The 16,767-nt window shown below is 55.3% G+C and carries 14 protein-coding genes and 1 pseudogene; 11 read left to right on the top strand and 4 right to left on the bottom strand.

What is annotated here, in order from left to right; genetic code table 11:
• Nucleotides 1–240, top strand: a pseudogene (locus HMPREF3050_RS11190) (hypothetical protein); the annotation flags it as partial.
• Nucleotides 241–489: 249 nt separating this feature from the next.
• Here the strand turns inward: HMPREF3050_RS11190 and HMPREF3050_RS11185 are convergent.
• Together HMPREF3050_RS11185 and HMPREF3050_RS11180 are read right to left on the bottom strand one after the other, a co-directional pair.
• Nucleotides 490–1,326, bottom strand: coding sequence for a GNAT family N-acetyltransferase (locus HMPREF3050_RS11185; protein ID WP_070774839.1), 837 nt, complete (start codon nt 1,324–1,326; stop codon nt 490–492).
• 333 nt (nt 1,327–1,659) lie between these two features.
• On the bottom strand, nt 1,660–2,430 hold the full coding sequence (locus tag HMPREF3050_RS11180; RefSeq protein WP_070774838.1) for a DUF6796 family protein: 771 nt from the start codon (nt 2,428–2,430) through the stop codon (nt 1,660–1,662).
• A 527-nt stretch (nt 2,431–2,957) separates the two neighbouring features.
• On the opposite strand from HMPREF3050_RS11180, the gene HMPREF3050_RS11175 reads away from it, so the two are divergent.
• From HMPREF3050_RS11175 to pyrI, 3 genes are all read left to right on the top strand, one after another.
• Nucleotides 2,958–3,341, top strand: a complete 384-nt coding sequence (locus HMPREF3050_RS11175) for a hypothetical protein (RefSeq protein WP_070774837.1) — start codon at nt 2,958–2,960, stop codon at nt 3,339–3,341.
• A gap of 241 nt (nt 3,342–3,582) precedes the next feature.
• Nucleotides 3,583–4,503: an aspartate carbamoyltransferase gene (gene pyrB / locus HMPREF3050_RS11170; protein WP_003780394.1), complete on the top strand. Its 921-nt coding sequence runs from the start codon at nt 3,583–3,585 to the stop codon at nt 4,501–4,503.
• A gap of 9 nt (nt 4,504–4,512) precedes the next feature.
• Nucleotides 4,513–4,971 carry an aspartate carbamoyltransferase regulatory subunit gene (gene pyrI / locus HMPREF3050_RS11165; RefSeq protein ID WP_003758869.1) on the top strand — a complete coding sequence of 153 codons (459 nt, stop codon included), beginning with the start codon at nt 4,513–4,515 and terminating at the stop codon, nt 4,969–4,971.
• A gap of 246 nt (nt 4,972–5,217) precedes the next feature.
• Here pyrI and amgK read toward each other — a convergent pair whose 3' ends face one another.
• Nucleotides 5,218–6,222, bottom strand: a complete 1,005-nt coding sequence (gene amgK, locus HMPREF3050_RS11160) for an N-acetylmuramate/N-acetylglucosamine kinase AmgK (RefSeq protein WP_070774836.1) — start codon at nt 6,220–6,222, stop codon at nt 5,218–5,220.
• A 69-nt stretch (nt 6,223–6,291) separates the two neighbouring features.
• Between amgK and HMPREF3050_RS11155 the strand changes: the two genes are divergently transcribed.
• The 4 genes from HMPREF3050_RS11155 to HMPREF3050_RS11140 all read left to right on the top strand — a co-directional run bounded on the left by HMPREF3050_RS11155 (nt 6,292) and on the right by HMPREF3050_RS11140 (nt 12,485).
• A complete protein-coding gene (locus HMPREF3050_RS11155) occupies nt 6,292–8,700 on the top strand; it encodes an LPS-assembly protein LptD (protein ID WP_168166271.1) in 2,409 nt (802 codons plus the stop codon).
• Nucleotides 8,697–9,692 (top strand): peptidylprolyl isomerase, encoded by a 996-nt coding sequence (locus HMPREF3050_RS11150; RefSeq protein ID WP_070774834.1) that lies wholly within the window; start codon nt 8,697–8,699, stop codon nt 9,690–9,692. The genes HMPREF3050_RS11155 and HMPREF3050_RS11150 overlap by 4 nt, the downstream gene beginning before the upstream one ends.
• A gap of 506 nt (nt 9,693–10,198) precedes the next feature.
• Nucleotides 10,199–10,939 carry a Slam-dependent surface lipoprotein gene (locus tag HMPREF3050_RS11145; protein WP_003758881.1) on the top strand — a complete coding sequence of 247 codons (741 nt, stop codon included), beginning with the start codon at nt 10,199–10,201 and terminating at the stop codon, nt 10,937–10,939.
• Nucleotides 10,940–11,045: 106 nt separating this feature from the next.
• Nucleotides 11,046–12,485 carry a porin family protein gene (locus HMPREF3050_RS11140; RefSeq protein WP_070774833.1) on the top strand — a complete coding sequence of 480 codons (1,440 nt, stop codon included), beginning with the start codon at nt 11,046–11,048 and terminating at the stop codon, nt 12,483–12,485.
• A gap of 202 nt (nt 12,486–12,687) precedes the next feature.
• Here HMPREF3050_RS11140 and HMPREF3050_RS11135 read toward each other — a convergent pair whose 3' ends face one another.
• On the bottom strand, nt 12,688–13,443 hold the full coding sequence (locus HMPREF3050_RS11135; protein WP_070774832.1) for a class I SAM-dependent methyltransferase: 756 nt from the start codon (nt 13,441–13,443) through the stop codon (nt 12,688–12,690).
• Between the two features lie 414 nt (nt 13,444–13,857).
• Here HMPREF3050_RS11135 and HMPREF3050_RS11130 point away from each other — a divergent pair, with 414 nt between their 5' ends.
• The 3 genes from HMPREF3050_RS11130 to waaA are packed head-to-tail and all read left to right on the top strand — an operon-like array spanning nt 13,858 to nt 16,591.
• Complete coding sequence (locus HMPREF3050_RS11130; RefSeq protein ID WP_070774831.1) at nt 13,858–15,072, top strand: MFS transporter; 1,215 nt, start codon at nt 13,858–13,860, stop codon at nt 15,070–15,072.
• Complete coding sequence (locus HMPREF3050_RS14455; RefSeq protein ID WP_141758445.1) at nt 14,997–15,317, top strand: hypothetical protein; 321 nt, start codon at nt 14,997–14,999, stop codon at nt 15,315–15,317. The genes HMPREF3050_RS11130 and HMPREF3050_RS14455 overlap by 76 nt, the downstream gene beginning before the upstream one ends.
• Nucleotides 15,314–16,591, top strand: coding sequence for a lipid IV(A) 3-deoxy-D-manno-octulosonic acid transferase (gene waaA / locus HMPREF3050_RS11125; RefSeq protein WP_070774830.1), 1,278 nt, complete (start codon nt 15,314–15,316; stop codon nt 16,589–16,591). Before HMPREF3050_RS14455 ends, waaA begins: the two co-directional genes overlap by 4 nt.
• The last annotated feature ends 176 nt before the right edge of the window (nt 16,592–16,767 follow it).

Genomic DNA, 16,767 nt, shown 5'->3' with positions numbered 1-16,767 from the left:
CTATTTTCAGAGGAATTTTGTTGTTACCCTCAACCTGAGGGCAAAGATTATACGATTCATTTATATAAAATTTATAAAGGCGAAGAAAATAGTGAACTGCAACTTACATCTGTAGATCATATTCTAGGTAAAAACGTTTCAGGATATGATGGTGGTACTGATGTAAAAACAAAATTTAAATTGAAAAATATCAGGGAAATAAAAAAATATTTAAATACGAAGAAAGCTCTTCTTAATTAATGTATTGAGTAAGTACAGATTGAGTTGAAACCTGGAATATATAGTGGATTAACTCTAAATCAGGACAAGGCGACGAAGCCGCAGACAGTACAGAGATAGTACGGAACCGATTCACTTGGTACTTCAGCACCTTAGAGAATCGTTCTCTTTGAGCTAAGGCGAGGCAACGCCGTACTGGTTTAAAGTTAATCCACTATATATTTATAAAGGTCGTCTGAAACCGTATTTGATTTTCAGACGACCTTTTGTTTATTTAGGATCGCAGCGGAAATGGTATGCGCAGATTTCGAAGCCGTTTTTGAAATACAGGCGGTGCGCATCGACGCGGTCGTGGTTGACGTGGACGTTGAGGTGGATTTTGGTCACGCCTGTTTCCGCGCCGATTTTACGGACTTCTGCCAACAGGCGGGAGGCGTAGCCTTTGCGGCGGCTTTGCGGCAGGGTAACGATGTCGTCGATGTGGATATGGCGGCCGCTGGCGAGGTTGCAGGATTCGCGGAAGCCGCAGACGGCGACGGCGTTGTGTTTGCCTTCTTCGAAAATACCCAAGAGGCGATAGCCGGCGGGGCGTTGGACGGTGTTGATTTGTTCGGTGAATTTGCTGATGTCGGTCAATGAAGAACGCAGGACGCTGAGGGCGGCGAAGGCGGTGGATGTATCTTCGGGCGGGATTTCGCGCAAAACGTAGTCGGCAGCGGCGGCTTGGATCGGCGCTTTTTCGGCGGCATGTTTTTCTTCGATGGCTTGCGCCAGCGGGACGCGTTCGGCAGGTTCGCCTTGCGCTTTGGCTTCCTGTTCTTTCAAAAGCTCTTTGCAGTCGATGATGCGCAGGTCGTTGTCGGCGGCAAAGTCCATCAGGAAACGGAACATCTGCGGATTGTCTTCTTCGAGTTTCTTATCGACGGCGACGCAGCGGACGTTGTCCACCAGCATGGGGCGCACCCAGTTGGAGTAGGACAGCCGGTTGTCTTTGGTGAATGAGGACAATATGCCGCACAGGCGTTCTGCCCAGTCGCTGGGACGGAAAATCTTGCCTTTGTTGGTTGTGCCGTGAATCACGACTTCGTAAGGGTTGCAGACTAACATGGCGGTTTCCTGTGTAGAGTTTGAAATTAGGGTGAAACCTTTCAAAAACTGCTTTTCGTCTTTGTTTTTTATTGATTTCACAAAAGAATATATTTCGCAATTATACCCTACTGTCCGTGCTTCGTGGCGTTCGGGGCTGGAGTCGGATTTTTTGTTTTTTGAAAAACGACAAGGGGTCGTCTGAAAATGGAACGTTAAATTTCAGACGACCTTTGAGCCGTAGCAGCAATATGATGTGTGATGTGTTTGGGATGAAACGGCGGATTACCTGTATTACAAGCATCGGCGCCAAAGCGGATGATTGCCGTCCGACAAAGATGGCATCGTTTTATTTCAGCCCGGCTGCATCCCCATTCCCCGCCTGCGGACACACGCCGCCGCACAAACAAAAAACACCAACTGCGCCAGATTAAACGTCGCCCCGCCAAGCGAGGCGGCAACAGGCGATTGCGGAAACAGGCTGCACGAAACCGCAATAACCGTTCCTACCGGCAACGGATTGCACCACGCGGCGGCGCGCGGAAGCAGCGTCCTACGGCGCAGCGTCTGTACCAGCAACAGCAGCCATCCCGCCGCAATCGAACCGACCGAAGCCATCCAGTGCACCTCCAGCATCCGGTAAAAATGACGGAACAGCGTCAGTAGCGGCGGATAATCGTCCGGCACGGCATTCAGCAGCACCTTGGCAACCATGCCCGTAAAATAAAAACCGGCATGCCCCAAAGGCGACAGCGCATATCCGAAAAACAACACTGCAAAACCAACCTTGGCCGTGCGTCCGGGCCGCATCAGCCGGTAAACGCCGAATGCCGCCGCCAGATACAGCGCCGCAGAAAACGTCGCCGGCAACACGCCCCACAGCAGTCGCTCGGGCGAGCCGGCCTGCATCAGCACGGCAAAATCCGCCGCCTCGCCCAACTGCGGCGCCAGCGTCTGCGAAAGCAAAGGATAACGTTCCGGCGTCTGCACGAATCCAACCAGCAGCATATCGGCAACAGTCCAGCACACCGCCGCTGCAATTCCCGCCCAAAGCAGCAGAGAAAGTCGGGAAACAGCGGTTTCAGACGACCCGCACCTAACGGATGCTTCATTTTGATTTTGCATATCATGGAATCCTGCCGGGGTATTCTCGACAATAAAATAGACTATTAAACAGGAAGATAAGTTCTCAAATTATCGGTACGTCCTATGATGTTTTCACAAAATTTCCGGCAACTGCTTAAATTCATAGGGAATAACATAAGACTGTCTGAAACATATAGTGGATTAACTCTAAATCAGGACAAGGCGACGAAGCCGCAGACAGTACAGATAGTACGGAACCGATTCACTTGGTACTTCAGCACCTTAGAGAATCGTTCTCTTTGAGCTAAGGCGAGGCAACGCCGTAATGGTTTAAAGCTAATCCACTATATTTCAAATAGCCTTAAATCATTCCGGTAGTAAAATTCAGACGACCTGCGTCTGATGTTCGTCGCCGTTTCGCCCGCGGATAATGCCCAAACGGTAAACGGTTTCGCCTTCTCGCTTTTTCACGCCTGAAATCCTGCCGGCTTCGTATTGTTGCCACCACAGAATACTTCATGTAAATTCCCGCCTGCTCCAACAACCTCTATTCCAAAGAAATCACCATGAACAGACAAAAATATACCGCAGCCCTCCTGCTCGCCGCCGCATTCTCTGTTGTACACGCCGAACCGCAAGAAGCATCCTTCCAAGACCAATGCGCCCTGGTCGGACTGATGGCTCAAACCGTCATGGGCGAACGTTTGTCCGGTACGGGCATCGGACAAACCGTTGAGAAGATGAACGAACGCTTTATGGTCGTTGCCAAAAACGATTACAGCCGCTCCTTCATTCAAGGGCTAACCGAGCGCGTGGCGCAAGAAATCTACCACTTTCCGCAATCGGCTTTGAACGCCGTCCCCAAATCCGACTACGCCATCTTCGCCCGAGATACGGGCAAGGCGGAATATCAGCTTTGTATGAAAGCCCTGACGGGCAAAACCGAATAAAGCAGGTCGTCTGAAAAGGATGAAACCCCATTTTTCAGACGACCCCTTTTCACGAAAATCCGAAACCCCACCCCGTCAAATATGCGATAATACCGCCACCTCAAAACGATTTCAGACGACCCATGCGCCTCAACGCCCGCCCCGCCCGTTTTGCCCGTACCGCACGCCGCGGCGCGTCCGTCGTTGTTTCGTAAAACCCCGCCTTAGCGGGGTTTTTGCCGAATTGAAGAAAGGAAGCCGAATGCCCAACCCGCTTTACCGACAACACGTCATCTCCATTTCCGACCTGACGACCGAACAGCTCGAGCTGCTCCTGCAAACCGCCCTCAAGCTCAAAACCGACCCGCGCGACGACCTGCTCGAAGGCAAACTCATCGGCTCATGCTTTTTTGAACCCTCCACCCGCACGCGCCTGTCGTTTGAAACCGCCGTACAACGCTTGGGCGGCAAAGTCATCGGCTTCTCCGACGGCGCCAACACCAGCGCGAAAAAAGGCGAAACCCTCGCCGACACCGCCCGCATCATCTCCAGCTACACCGACGCCATCATCCAACGCCACCCCAAAGACGGCGCCGCACGCGTGTCCGCCGAGTTTTCCAAAGTCCCCGTCATCAACGCCGGCGACGGCACCAACCAACACCCCAGCCAAACCCTGCTCGACCTCGTGACCATTTACGAAACCCAAGGTCGTCTGAACAAGCTCAAAATCGCCATGGCGGGCGACCTCAAATACGGCCGCACCGTCCATTCCCTCTGCCAAGCCCTCAAACGCTGGGACTGCGAATTTGCCTTCGTCTCCCCGCCCAGCCTCGCCATGCCCGAATACATCACCGAAGAACTCGAAGCCGCAGGCTGCCGCTACCAAATCCTGCCCGACCTCGAAACCGCCGTCGAATGGGCGGACATCCTGTACATGACCCGTGTCCAACGCGAACGCTTCGACGAACAAGAGTTCGCCAAAATCCAAGGCAAATTCAACCTCAACGCCGCCATGCTCGCCAACGCACGCCCCAACCTGCGCGTGCTGCACCCCCTGCCGCGCGTTGACGAAATCCACCCCGACGTCGATGCCACGCCGCACGCCTACTATTTCGAGCAGGCGACCAACGGCGTTTACGCCCGCATGGCGATTTTATCGCTGGTGTTGAACGAAGAAGTATAAGGAGCAAATATGGAAACCCCAAAACTCAGCGTCGAAGCCATCGAAAAAGGCACCGTCATCGACCACATCCCCGCCGGCAAAGGCCTGATTATCCTGCGCCAATTCAAACTACTGCACTACGGCAGCGCCGTCACCGTCGGCTTCAACCTGCCCAGCAAAACCCAAGGCAGCAAAGACATCATCAAAATCACCGGCGTCTGGCTGGACGACAACGCCGCCAACCGCCTCGCCCTCTTCGCCCCCGAAGCCGTCGTCAACACCATCGACCACTTCAAAGTCATCAACAAACGCCGGCTTACCCTGCCCGACGAAATCGCCGAAGTGTTCCGCTGCCCGAACACCAACTGTGCCAGCCACGGCGAGCCGGTGAAAAGCCGCTTCTACGTTCGCAAACAAAGCGGGCAGACCAAGCTCAAATGCCACTACTGCGAAAAAACCTTCAGCCGCGATTCCGTGGCGGAGGCTTAGTTTTTGCTAAGGCTGGACCGGCATGAATGCAAAAGGTCGTCTGAAAACTTGAAATCAGGTTTTCAGACGACCTTTTTATAGTGAAAAAGAAATGAGCTACGCGAACTCTCATGCCATGTATCCGAAATCCTATCCACAACATCCTCAACAGACGAGAGCAGACTTAAAGAGGTCGTCTGAAACCCCATTTCAGGATTTTCAGACGACCTCTTTCATCATCAAGAATGGCACAAAGCCATCTGCCTTTTAAAACGTAAACCCGGTTTCCAATTCATCATCGCCGACCAGTTCGACCAACAGCGCGTAAAGCGGAGCAAGCTCGGTGTAGCGGCGGGAGGTGCGGCGCAGGTAGTTGAGGAAACGCGGGATTTCGGGGCGGTATTTGTCCTTGCCGTCGCGGTAGTACAGGCGGGCGAAGATGCCGGCGACTTTCAGATGACGCTGTACGCCCATCCATTCAAACCAGCGGTAAAACTCGTCAAACGCGGCGGGTACGGGCAATCCGGCGGCGCGGGCTTTTTCCCAGTAACGGATGACCAAGTCCAAGACGAATTCTTCTTCCCATTCGATGAAGGCGTCGCGCAGGAGGGAAACCAAGTCGTAGGAAATCGGGCCGTAGAGTGCGTCTTGGAAATCGAGTACGCCGGGTCGGCCGGTGGTGAGCATGAGGTTGCGGACGATGAAGTCGCGGTGGACGTACACCTGCGGCTGGGCAAGCAGCGGCGGCAGCAGGGTGTCTATGGTTTGCTGCCAAAGCTGGCGTTGTTTGAAGTTGAGTTCGCGTCCGAGTTCTTTGGCGACGAACCATTCGGGGAAAAGGTTGATTTCGCGCAGCATGATGTCGCGGTCGTAATCGGGCAATTCGCCCGCGCGGCTGGCTTTTTGCAGCTCGACCAGTTCGTCTATGACTTCAAGCAGCAGGACTTTGTGTGCATCCGTGCCTTGCTCTTGCTGCATGGCGGTCAGGAAAGTGGTGCTGCCCAAGTCGTTGAGCACCATGAATCCCTGCGCTTCGTCCACATGCAATACTTGGGGAACGTTAAGCATATTGAAAAGTTTTTGCACTTTTAGGTAAGGAGCGACGCTCATTTTATCGGGCGGCGCGTCCATGCAGATGACGGTCTTGCCGTTGGCAAAAGCAGCGCGGAAGTAGCGTCGGAAGTCGGCATCGGCGGCGGCGAAGCTCAATTCGAAGTTTTGTTCGGGATAGACGGCACGAAGCCAATTTTGTAATTCGGTTTGTCGTTGCATAGCGGTGTCGCAGATTTTCAGGTTAAAATAACCGCTATTCTAACTGGCAAACCGATTTAAGGGGCGATTTTGGCTCGTTTATTTTCACTCAAACCATTGGTTTTGGCGTTAAGCGTCGGCTTCGGCGCGGGAGGGGCATATGCGCAAAATGCATCTTTGCCGCAACCTGCCGATTACGAGCCGGTAAGGGCCACCCCGCCTGCGGTTCAGAGCGGGGAAAACCGTCGTCCTGCCGATCAGGATAAATTGTCCTTGGGCGATACCTGCCTGTTTTGCCAGCATCAGGCTTCCGAAGCAAACAAACAGCCTGAGATCAAACGCAGCGGCGAAGACCCCCTGCCGCAGGATTACACCCGTGTGATTGCGGACAAGGTTGCCGGACAGTCTAAAGTCGCCGTCCGCGCCGAAGGCGACGTCATCATCGAGCGCAATCAGGAAGTGTTGAACGCCGATTGGGCGGATTACGACCAAACCAGCGATACCGTCAGGGCGGGCGACCGCTTTACGCTGTATCAAGACGGCTCGACCGCCAGCGGCGATACTTTGGTGTACAACCTGAAAGACAATACCGGCTCGAGCGAATACGTCCGCGTCGATGCCGAAAAAGACGGCCGCCGCCTCCAAAGCGTCAGCGAAAAGGCGGAAATGAAAGGCAAAGGGCTGTACAAGCTCATCAATACCAAATTCAATACCTGCTCGCCCGGTGATGCGAGTTGGTTCATCAAAGCGAAAAGCATCGAAACCGATCAGGAAACGGGCATAGGCGTGGCAAAAGACGCATCGCTGGTGTTCGGCGGCGTTCCTGTACTTTATACGCCTTGGGCAGATTTCCCGCTCAACGGCCATCGCAAGAGCGGTCTGTTGGTGCCGACCTTGTCAACCGGTTCGGACGGTTTGGAACTCGCCCTTCCCTATTATTTCAACCTCGCCCCCAACTTGGACGCCACCTTCCGCCCCGGCATCATCAGCTCGCGCGGCGTGCAGCTTGGCGGACAGGTCCGCTATCTCGAACCGAAATTTAACGGCGTCATTGACGGCGATTGGATGCCGCACGATAAAAAACGCCATGAAAACAACCGCTATCAAATCAAGTTTGACCACAACCACCAACTGACCGACAAACTCAGCGGCGGCATCAACTTTAATCAGGTTTCAGACGACAATTACTACCGCGATTTCTACGGACGCGAGGACATTGCCAGCAACGTCAACCTCAACCGCCAACTGTGGCTGAACTACGGCGACAATATCTGGGGCGGCTCTTTTGACGGTGCGCTGAACGTACAGAAATACCAGACCCTTGCCAACCAAAACGGTTACAAAGACGAACCCTACGCCATCATGCCGCGCCTGACCGGACGTTGGCAGAAAACCATAGGCAAGGCGAATATCAACGTATTCAGCCAGTTCACCCGTTTCGTCCACGACAGCAAACAAGACGGCAGCCGTACCGTGCTGTATCCCAGCGTCCGTTGGGATTTCAACAACCAATGGGGCTATATCCGTCCGAAAATCGGCGTACACGCGACTTATTACGACTTAGGCTCGTTCGGCAACCAATCCAGCCGCCGCGTCAGCCGCGTATTGCCGATATTCAACGTCGATACCGGCATGACCTTCGAGCGCAACGCCAATGTGTTCGGCAAAGCCTATCTTCAAACCCTCGAACCGCGCCTGTTCTACAACTACATCCCGACCAAGTCCCAAAACGACTTACCCAATTTCGACACCTCGGAAAACAGCTTCTCTTACAACCAGCTTTTCCGTGAAAACCTGTACGTCGGCAACGACCGCATCAACTCCGCCAACAGCCTGACCGCCGCCGCGCAAACCCGATTCCTCAATCCGAACAACGGTGCCGAACTGTTCCGTGCCGGCATCGGACAGAAGTTTTATTTCAAAAACGACAACGTATTGCTGGACGGCAGCGTCGGCCGTTATGAACGCAGCCAATCCGACTGGGTCGGCTTCGCGCACGGCAAACTGAGCGACAGCATCCATGCCGGCTTCGATATCCACTACAACCAAAACGAAAGCCGCGCCGAAAGCTACGCCGCGACCGTCCGCTACAATCCCGAGCCGGGCAAAGTATTGAGCGCGCGTTACAAATACGGCCGCAACGAACGCATTTACCTGCAATCGGACGGCAACTATTTCTACGATAAAATCCGCCAAATCGATTTGGCGGCGCAATGGCCCATCCGTAAAAACCTTTACGCCGTCGCACGTTACAACTACGAAATCCAAGCCAAGAAACCGCTTGAAATCTTGGTTGGCGCGGAATACAAAAGCGATTGCGGCTGCTGGAGCGCGAGCCTCGTCGGACAACGCTACGTGACCGGCGAAAACAGCCGCAAAAATGCCGTATTCTTCAATCTCCAACTCAAAGACCTGAGCAATCTCGGCAACAACCCATTTGAAAAACTGCGCTTGGCCATTCCCGGCCACAGCAAAACCAACGAGGTAGTTACCCCATGAACGTCAAACCCCTGATTCTTGCCGCCGCACTCGGTCTGGCATTGAACGCACACGCCGCGCCCAAAGCCGCATCCAAAGGCAAGCCGGTCAAAACGCAGAAAGCGGCAAAACAGGCAGCGGCAGCCACGCCTGCCGATTCGGGCGCCGTACGCCTTTCCGACGGCATCGCCGCCATTGCCGACAACGAAGTCATTACCCAGCGCCAGCTGGCACATGCCATTGCCGAAGCGCGCCAACACCTTCCCAAAGGCACGCAAATCAGCGAAGACGAACTCCGCCAGCAGGTCCTGGCGCAACTGGTCAACCAATCCCTGATTGTTCAAGCAGGCAAACGCCGCAACATTCAAGCGACCGATGCCGAAATCGATGCCGTCATCGCCCAAACGCCGTCGCTGAAAAATCCGTCCGCACAGACCCGCCGCGAAATCGCCGACACCATCATTATGGAAAAAGTACGCCAGCAGGCCGTGATGCAAAACAGCCGCGTCAGCGATGCAGAAGTCAACAGCTTCATCGAGCGCGCGCGCCAACAAGTTGTCGCCCTGCCCGAAGGCGAACCGATGCGCCAATACAGCGCGCAGCACATCCTGATTAAAGCCGACAACGACAACGCAGCGGCAGGCGCGGAAAGCACCATCCGCAAAATCTACGCACAAGCCCGCAGCGGTGCGGACTTCGCCGGTTTGGCGCGCCAATATTCGCAAGACGGCAGCGCGAACAGCGGCGGTGATTTGGGTTGGTTCGCCGACGGCATGATGGTTCCGCCGTTTGAAGAAGCCGTCCACAAACTCAAACCCGGCCAAGTCAGCCCACCCGTACGCACACAATTCGGCTGGCACATCATTAAGCTGAACGATGTCCGTGACGCCGGCACGCCCGAAGAGCGCCAACGCAACGCCGTACGCCAATACATGTCCGGACAAAAAGCCCAACAAGCCACAGCAAACCTGCTGCGCGACCTGCACTCAGGCGCGTACGTCAACATCCGCTAAGATGTTGTTGAAAAAAGGTCGTCTGAAACTTTTCAGACGACCTTTTTTTGTTTGAGGACAACTTCCCTCTGACACACCAGCCTAATCGCAAATCGAATATCCATCGGGACAAAACAACGTAACCACGGGCAATTTGGCGGACAGCATCATTCCGCTCGCGCCGATTGATTCCAAATATAGTGGATTAACTCTAAATCAGGACAAGGCGACGAAGCCGCAGACAGTAAGATAGTGTTCAGCACCTTAGAGAATCGTTCTCTTTGAGAAAGTGAGGCAACGCCGTACTGGTTTAAAGTTAACCCACTATACATCTTAACCAAAAATAAATATTCTTATCTCATTAAGACACTCCCTAAAACATCCGCTAATTCTCCTCTAACACTCCCAGCCTAGAATGGTGTTCAGAAAAAGAAAAACAAGTCTCCTCACATAACGATAGTCTGCTCACACTGACACGGACGGAACATCATTTTCCCCACCATCGTTTTTCCCCTAAGGAGCGTATCATGAAACTGAATCTGCAAAAAACCACCGCTGCTGTTTTGGCTGTTTTGTTCAGCGCAGGCGTATTTGCCGCCAACAATGCCTACAATCCATTTGATTACGGTTACCAAAACCACAAATACGGCAAAAAATGGGGCAAACCCGCATCTGAAGCCGAAGGCGAAAAAGTGATGAAACACGCTGCCTACCGTTCAGGCGTGCACTACACCAACGTCAACCGCATGCCCGGCAATGTAGACCGCAACGGCGTGAAAACCGTACAGGTCAACGACGCATACACCCGTCAAAACCTCGGCCGCTATGCGTTCAACACCATCAAGAGCGGCGGCTCTGAAGTGTACTACGGCGAGTGGGTCGGCAAAGAATACGCCAAAGGCACCAACCGCGGCGTTTTCTACTCAGGCGACAAACGCGCCACCTCTATGCCGGTATCCGGTGTAGCCAACTACGCCGTCAAAGGTATCAACAATTACACCGGCAACAACCCGATGGTCGGTACTTTGCGCGCGGACTTCGGTCAACGCGTCTTGGCAGGTTCTATGAAAAACAACGCGGTACAGATGGACATCCATTCCCGCATCAAACCGTCCAGCGCATCGTTTGAAGGCTACGCCCGCGCCAACGGCCACTTCGGTAAAACCGAAGGCCACTTCTTCGGCCACAACGCAAGCGCGCTGGCCGGTGTTGCCAAATTTAAAACCGACCGCAACTTGGATACGGCATTCGGCGGTGTGAAACGCTAAAATCCGTAGTTAAGTAAAATAAAGCCTGCTTCACGCAGGCTTTTTTAAACACTTGCCTCCAACCTTCTCAAGGTCGTCTGAAACCGCCGACCGGAAAGCCGACACCATGTACAAACCGTCTGCCTGCCTTATCCTCTTTCTCGCCGCCCCCGTCCTTGCCGCGCCACGCTCCGACTTTTCAGACGACCGTACCGCGCAACGCCTGTGGCAGGACACCCGCCAAACCATGCAGGAACAGGAACAAAAAGTGCGCGAATACCGTCTCGACATTCCCGCCGAACACATCGGGCAGACAGCCGAAACCGACCCCGAAGCCGACCAAGGCGAAGCCCTGTTTAACGCCGTCAACCGCAGCGACTGGCAAACCGTGCGCCCGCTGCTTGAGCGTTATACTCAGCAAACCGAATACGACCCCGACATCGCCCTCTTTGCCCGCGCCTCGCTCGCCCGCGGCGAAGGCAGGTGGAAAGATGCCAAACAAGACTACGAAACCCTGCTGCAACGCCATCCCGACTTCACGCGCGGACGGCTCGATTACGCCCGCCTGCTCTTTGAAGGTCGTCTGAACCGCGAAGCCACTTCCGAATTTATGCGCCTGCAAAACGAAGACCTGCCCGAAGCCGTCAAAGAAAACATCGGCCATTTCCGCGACTCTCTAAACCAACGCCAAAGCTGGCAGGGCAGCCTTTCCGTCGGCACCGTCCACAACAGCAACATCAACGAAGCCAGCGGCAAAACGTGGTGTAAAACCGAAATCGACGGTGAATGCTGGGAAGAATTTTCAGGCGACAAGCCCATTTTCGCCAACGGCATCAAATACGAAGCCGCCGCCGTCCGCCGCTGGCAGATTAAAGGACACCACGGTATCGCCGCCCGCGCGCTCGGCTACGGCCGCTTCTACCGCGACCATAAAGACTTCAACGAACACACACTCAACCTCAGCGCAGGCTACCAGTTTGAAAACCACCGCCACACCTTCGCCCTCGCCCCGCTTGTCGAATGGAACGGCAGCGGCGGCAAAACCCTCAACCGCGCCTACGGCGTGCGCAGCGAGTGGAACCTCGACAAAGGCAGCTGGACGTGGAACACCGAAGCCGAGTGGAAACACCTCTCCTATTCCGACAAAACCCGCCTGCTCGACGGCAGCCTCTTCTCCGTTTACAACACCCTGTCCTACTTCCCGCGCAACGACCTCATGCTCTACGGCGGCATAGACTGGCAGCAGCGCAAAGCCAAAGAACCCGTGGACAGCTACCGCCTCATCTCCGCACGGCTGGGCGCGGCAAAAATGTTTGAAGCCGGCTTCGACGCCTCCGCCTCCGCCACCTTCGGCATCCGCAGCCACCGCGAAGCAAACGCCGTCCTCGAACAACGCCGCCTCGACAAAGAACAGACCTACCGCCTCAGCATAGGCGCGGACCGCTGGAAATTCGCCGGCCTCAAGCCCGTCCTCAGCTACAAACACCGCCGCGTCAAAGGCAACACCGACTGGCTGTACAGCTACAAGCAAAACGAAGTCGGTCTGTCGCTGGTGAAATCGTTCTAACGCAGGACGCAGAAACGCAAAGGTCGTCTGAAAATCAGTTTTCAGACGACCTTTGCGTTATATAGTGGATTAACTCTAAATCAGGACAAGGCGACGAAGCCGCAGACAGTACAGATAGTACGTTCAGCACCTTAGAGAATCGTTCTCTTTGAGCTAAGGCGAGGCAACACGCCGTACTGGTTTAAAGTTAATCCACTATAAATTATTCCCCGTCTTTAACCGGATAATCAGGCAAGTACACGTCGAAGCGGGTGCTTTTGCCCGTGTATTGGTAGGCGGGTTTTTCGCCGTTGAGAAACTCGCCGAGGCGCGGGCGTTTGACGACGACGCGCTTTTTGGCGACAGCGCGGGCGGCGGCAAGCAGCTCGGCTTCTTCTTGGGCGGCACCGACGACGCTGTGGAAATACGCCATTTCCTTTTTGACGGCGGCGGATTTTTGGCGTTCGGGGTACATGGGGTCGAGGTATACGATGTCGGGGCGCGATTGAACGGCGAGTTCGCGCATCAACTCGACGGCGTTGCCATAATGGAAAGTCATGCGGCGGGCGATGTCTTGAATTTCAGGCTCTTGCAGCGCGCGTTCGAGGCCGTCGGCGAGCAGGCAGGCGACGGCGGGATGCTGCTCGAAAGTGTGGACGTTCAAACCGAGCGAGGCGAGGACGAAACTGTCGCGCCCGAGTCCGCCGGTGCCGTCCCAGACGGTCGGTTTGGTTGTGTGGTTGACCGCCTTGGCAATCAGCTCGCCGCCGCCTTTGGTGCGACGGTATTGGGCTGCACCGCCGCCGAAATCGACGCGGACGCGCCCCTTCTCCCCCGCGCGGCCCAAGCTGACGCCTTCCGCATCGGCAAGCAGGTATTCGCCGCTGTCGGGCAGGTCGGACAAAATCGGAAGCTGGAATTGCCGCGCCAAAAGGCGGGCGTGTTCGGTGGCGGTGTCGGCGAGATAAATGGGCGTCATGGCGGTTGCGGGTCGGGGTCGTCTGAAAAGGGCGGATTATATAGTGGATTAAAATAAAAATGAGACAAGGCGGCAACGCCGTATCATTGCAATTTTAATCCACTATATCGGGAATCCGCTTGAAGCCGATATGGCTTCATCAATACGGATTTTATCCGTTCTTGGAATAAAGGTCGTCTGAAAATCGGATTTCGGGTTTTCAGACGACCTTTGCCGTTCTTTACGCGCTGAATTTCCGTCCGCGTTCCATATCCTGCCTTGCAGATAAAGGAGAACGGTCTATGCGGCGCGGATAGAGGTTTTGGCTATATCCAAAGCATCAGGAGTTATTTAGCCTGCGTCAGCCCGTTTGTTAAAATCCGTTGTTTTGCCGGTTGATTGAACGGCATTTTCCAATAGAAACAAACAATAACCATGACCCACACACAGCAAAAATCCCCCAACCTTTGGCTGGTGACCGCCGCTGCCGCCGCCATCCTGCTGATTACCATCGGCATGCGCATGACTATGGGACTGTTTGTCCGCCCCGTCGTCGACTCTACCGAGCTGAGTATCCAAGAGTTCAGCCTGATTATTGCCGTTTTCCAGTTGATGTGGGGCGTGTCCCAGCCGCTTTCCGGCGCGCTTGCCGACCGTTTCGGCGCGTTTAAGGTTTTGGGCGGCGGCGCGTTGCTGTTGGTTTGTGCCTGCCTGATGGTGCCGCAGATGCCGACTTATTGGGGGCTGATGCTGGCAATCGGGCTGCTTTTTGCATTCGGAACGGGTGCGGGCGGTTTCTCCATCATCATGGGGCAGGTCGCGGCGAAAGTGCCGCCGCACAAACGCGGTTTGGCTTCGGGGCTGGTCAACGCGGGCGGTTCGGCGGGGCAGTTTCTGTTTGCGCCGCTGGTGCAGGGTTTGCTGGTGTTGCCCGCCGTCGGTTGGACGGGGACGTTTTATGTTTGGGGCGGGATTGCGCTTTTAATCCTGCCGATTTCGTGGTGGCTGGCGGGCGGCAAAAACGCTGTCGCCACGCACCACACGTCGTCTGAAAACGGGCAATCGCTGGGGCAGGCAGTCAAAGCGGCGTTTAAAAACCGCAGCTACATCCTGCTGCACTTAGGCTTTTTTACCTGCGGTTTCCACATTGCGTTTTTGGTAACCCACCTGCCCAACGAAATCGCGCTCTGCGGCCTGCCCGCTTCGGTCGCTTCGACTTCGATTGCGATTATCGGTTTGGCGAACATCGCGGGCTGTATTTTTTCGGGCTGGTGTACGGGGCGGTTTTTGGGCAAATACGTTTTGTTCGGACTCTACGCCTCGCGCGTGGCGATGGTGCTGATCTACCTTGCCGCCCCGAGAACCGACGTCAATTTCTACATTTTCGCCGCCGCGCTGGGCTTCACTTGGCTCGCCACCGTCGCCCCGACCGCTGCGATTACGGGCAAGCTGTTCGGCACGCGCTATTTGGCGACGCTGTTCGGGCTGACGATGTTGAGCCACCAAATCGGCGGCTTTTTAGGTTCGTATATCGGCGGCATCGTGATTTACCGGTTCAACGATTACGGCTGGATGTGGTATGCCGACGCGGTGTTGGCGGGGACGGCGGCTTTGCTGAACCTGCCGATACGCGAAAAGAAAGCGGCGTAAACCGCTGCGACGCAACCAAGACAGGTCGTCTGAAAATCGGATTTCGGGTTTTCAGACGACCTTTTTTCGCCGTTACATCAAGTCAGTTCAAAAGAGGCGTGGGCGAAGCGGCAAAATCGGCTAGAATAGGCTCGGGAAACCGGAGGTTCGGCGACAGGCTGTTTGAAACCGTCAACCGCCTACATTCCGCCCCGCCGCGCACCGTCCGCCACCCCGTCCGTACCGTTTTCGAGTGGAATACATGAATCGTTGGTTTTACACGCAATTATGGCGCATCGCGCCGCCGCTTATCCGCCACTATCTCAAAAAGCGCGCCGTCAAATCGCCTGCCTATCTCTACCATTGGGGCGAGCGTTTCGGCGAGCCGTTTGACCGGCCTGTGCAGCGTCCGATTTGGGTGCATGCCGTATCGGTCGGCGAAACCCGCGCCGCGCAGCCTTTGGTGGAAGCGCTGCGCCGCCATTTCCCCGACGCGCCGCTGCTCATGACCCAAATGACGCCGACCGGACGCGCCGCCGCGAAAGAACTGTTCCCCGACGCGCAATGCCGTTACCTGCCTTACGACAAACCCGAATGGGTCGCCCAATTCCTGAAGGAACACCGCCCCCTGTTCGGCGTGCTGATGGAAACGGAAATCTGGCCCAACCTCATGCACGCCTGCGCCGACGCGCACGTCCCCCTGTTTCTCGCCAACGCCCGCCTGTCTGAAAAATCGCAGCGCGGCTATTTGAAAATCCGCAACCTGTTCGAGCCTGCGCTGCAAACCTTAAGCGGCTGTTTCGCGCAAACCGCCGAAGACGCGGAGCGGCTGCACTTGATCGGCGCGTCCAACGTCCATGTCTGCGGCAACACCAAATACGATATTTCCCCGCCCGAACGGATGCGCGCGCTGGCGGCGGCCTTCCGCGAACGCATAGGCACGCGCCCCGTCGCCGTCTGCGCCAGCACCCGCTTTTACAAAGACCAAGACGAAGCGGCGCTCTTGCTCGAAGCATGGAAAAAATATACCGGCGATGCCTTGCTGGTCGTCGTTCCGCGCCATCCGGAGCGTTTTCAGACGACCTTTGAAACGGCGCAGGCATTGGGTTATACCGTTCAAAAACGCAGCGACAACCTGCCGGTTTCCCGGCAAACCCAAGTCTGGGTGGGCGACAGCATGGGCGAACTCTTTGCCTACTACCTCAGTTCGGATGTCGCCTTTGTCGGCGGCAGCCTCGTGGACAGCGGCTGTCAAAACATCATCGAGCCGATAGCCTGCGGCATTCCGACCGTGTTCGGCTTTTCCGCCTACAACTTTGCCGCCGCCTGCCGCAGCGCGCTGGAAGCCCAAGCGGCGGTGCAGGTGCAGAATGCGGACGAATGGCGTACCTTCGTGGCAGCCTGTTTGGAAAACCCGAGCGAACGCAGCCACTTCGCCCAACAGGCGGCACGCTTTGTCGCCGGCCATCAAGGCGCCAGCCGTCGGATGGCGGACGAAATTGCCGCGTCCGTGCGCCATCTGACACACGAAAAAGCTTAAGGATGAAACAAAGCTTGCCCCCCAAACGAAAGGTCGTCTGAAAACCCGAATTTAGGTTTTCAGACGACCTTTTTGTCTTGTTTACGGATTGCCGCGAATCAGGCGGCGTTGCCCGCACTGCCCTGACGGCAAGCCATTCCGCCTTATAGTGGATTAAAATTGCAATGATACGGCGT

This window comes from Neisseria sp. HMSC065D04, from assembly GCF_001815675.1.
GTDB lineage: Bacteria > Pseudomonadota > Gammaproteobacteria > Burkholderiales > Neisseriaceae > Neisseria.
The sequence above is the reverse complement of the archived record's forward strand: the minus strand, read 5'-3'. Positions and strand labels throughout refer to the sequence as shown.